Origin of the sequence: Mailhella massiliensis (assembly GCF_900155525.1) — a bacterium.
Classification (GTDB): Bacteria; Desulfobacterota; Desulfovibrionia; order Desulfovibrionales; family Desulfovibrionaceae; genus Mailhella; species Mailhella massiliensis.
In genome coordinates this window covers 1-1,960 of record NZ_LT706938.1, presented here as the reverse complement: position 1 = coordinate 1,960, position 1,960 = coordinate 1, and the positions used below count along the sequence as shown (strand labels likewise).

The window sequence follows — 1,960 nt, the reverse complement described above, 5'->3', positions numbered from 1 at the left end:
CTGGGGCGGCCGGCCTCACGGGCGGCGCGGGCTTCGGCGCGGGCCTCGCGGCGCACCTCGTTCTGATAGGCGCGTCGGCAGGCTTCGCAGCAGAAGCGGCGGGGGCGGGGGCCGAGTTCAAACAGGTTGCCGCAGCAATCATACGCACAGCGCACGAGGGGCATGGTTTTCCTCCTTTGCCTTATGCTCAAGGCGCTTCTGCAGGTTTTCCCGGGTAAGGGCGAGGGGCCTGCCCGCGCCTCCGGCAAGCAGGGCCACGGCGTCCGCGCCGAGGGCCATGGCGTCTTCCCTGCCGCAGGCGGCGCGCCATGCGGCGATAAATTCTTTGTGCTTCCAGGAAAGTTCCGCCTCCTTCCAGGTGCATATCACCGCCCAGCCGCCGAACTGGCGCACCACCAGCGCCGTGGTGGGGTGCAGGCGGGGCACGCGCCAGCTTCCGGCGCGGCGCGCCTCATCAAGCAGCCTGCCCCACTCCGCTTCCGCCTGAGCGGCAAGGCTGTCTTCTCCGCGCAGGGTTCCGGTGGAGCGGTCCAGCTCCTTCTGCACCAGAGCAAAGGGGGGCATGCAGCCGAACTGCACGGCCTCGTGCCCGAAACGGCGCACCACGGCCAGCACGGCCCGGCGGCATTCCTCCACCGCGTAGGGCGCAAGCAGCATAAGCCAGAGGGTGGCCACCTCCTCGGTGAGAGCCGCGCCGTAGTTGGAAGCCAGCATACGCACAAGCTGCGCCTTTTCCTCGTTTTCCTTCTTTACCATGCATCCTCCCCGGCCATGGCGGCCGCGCCCGACATGCGTTCCACCGCGCGGCGCACGGCTTCGCCGTTGTTTTCCTCACGGGCGGGAGCGCGGCGCACCGCGCCCGATTCCCGCCGCTTGGCCTCCCAGGTGCGTACGGCGGCACGCCAGTCCTTCATGGGCGAGGCGCCCACCTTCCAGCCCTTGGAGGCGTAAAAATCCACAAAAGCCCCGGCGTCGATACCGTTGCCCCGCTCTTCGCAGTAGGCCCGCACCTCCTCCACCGCGGGCGGGCGAAACCGCGTCTTTCTTTTTTCTTCCCCTTCCTCTTCCCCTTTCTTGTTCCCGGTACCCTCTCCCACGGTGGGGGAAGGCTGGGCGCACCCTGCCTCCACGGCGGAAGGCGCTCTTTCCCCGGGCATGGGAACTTCCTCCGCAGGTTCCGGGGGGAAAATCGCGGGATAGGCTGCCGCCACGGCCGCCCGTATCTTCAAGGAAGAAATCTGCACCAGCAGCGCCCGCAACGACTGCACCAGCTTCGGCGAGGTGGAGGCCTGATGCTTCACGAAGTTCACCAGCCACAGGCAGGCGCCGTCCGCCACAATCTTGCCCGCAGCCTCCGCCTCCGAAAGCAGCCGGAGCAGCACCTCTTCCGAAAGGCCGGTTTCATAGGCCATGCGCCGCCGCGACACCTCCAGAAATCCCAGATTGTTGGTGTGCGGGCAGGTGATGAGATACAGATAGAAAAGCCTGCCTTCCGGCCCCAGTTCCTCCACATAGGGGTCGTTCCAGAATGTCATGCGAAGCGTTCTGTATTCCGCCATGGCTGATGCACTCCTTGCCTTCGGCGTTGATGGTGTGAGGAAAAACCGGCATCGCCCTGCAAAACGGCCGCCGGATCTCCCGCCGCACAGGCGGAGCCCTGCGGCCTTGCGGCAATCGGCCCGCCCTGCTGTGGAGCCTGCAAACTTCCGGCCCCGGCGCTGCGGAGGAAAACCTTCCGCCGTGCGCTGCAAAGAGGCCCGCCCTTCTGCATTCAGGAGGGCAACGCGCCTTCCGCAGGCAGACGGAAGGCGGCAGGGAAGGCAGTTTCCGCCGGCGCAGGCGTATATGCGGCAAAAGCGCTTCGGCCATGCCGCGCCCGACCGGGAAAACGGAACCGGGCGGCCGCGCCCCTCTGCCGGGAAACGGCGCGGCAACAGCAGCGCGCCCCTCCGGGGCAGGG

2 protein-coding genes are annotated in these 1,960 nt (G+C 67.3%); both read right to left on the bottom strand.

Features of this window, described 5'->3' with window-relative positions; translation table 11 throughout:
* Window positions 1-138: 138 nt before the first annotated feature.
* Window positions 139-756, bottom strand: a complete 618-nt coding sequence (locus tag CZ345_RS01410) for a DUF6475 domain-containing protein (RefSeq protein WP_077071425.1) — start codon at window positions 754-756, stop codon at window positions 139-141.
* Entirely contained in the window at window positions 750-1,559 is an 810-nt protein-coding gene (locus CZ345_RS01405) for a hypothetical protein (RefSeq protein ID WP_077071424.1), read from the bottom strand. Before CZ345_RS01405 ends, CZ345_RS01410 begins: the two co-directional genes overlap by 7 nt.
* Window positions 1,560-1,960 lie beyond the last annotated feature (401 nt).

Excerpts from the sequence above, each read along its gene's own strand:
- CZ345_RS01410 (WP_077071425.1), bottom strand. The coding sequence starts at position 756 with ATGGTAAAGAAGGAAAACGAGGAAAAGGCGCAGCTTGTGCGTATGCTG.
- CZ345_RS01405 (WP_077071424.1), bottom strand. The coding sequence starts at position 1,559 with ATGGCGGAATACAGAACGCTTCGCATGACATTCTGGAACGACCCCTAT.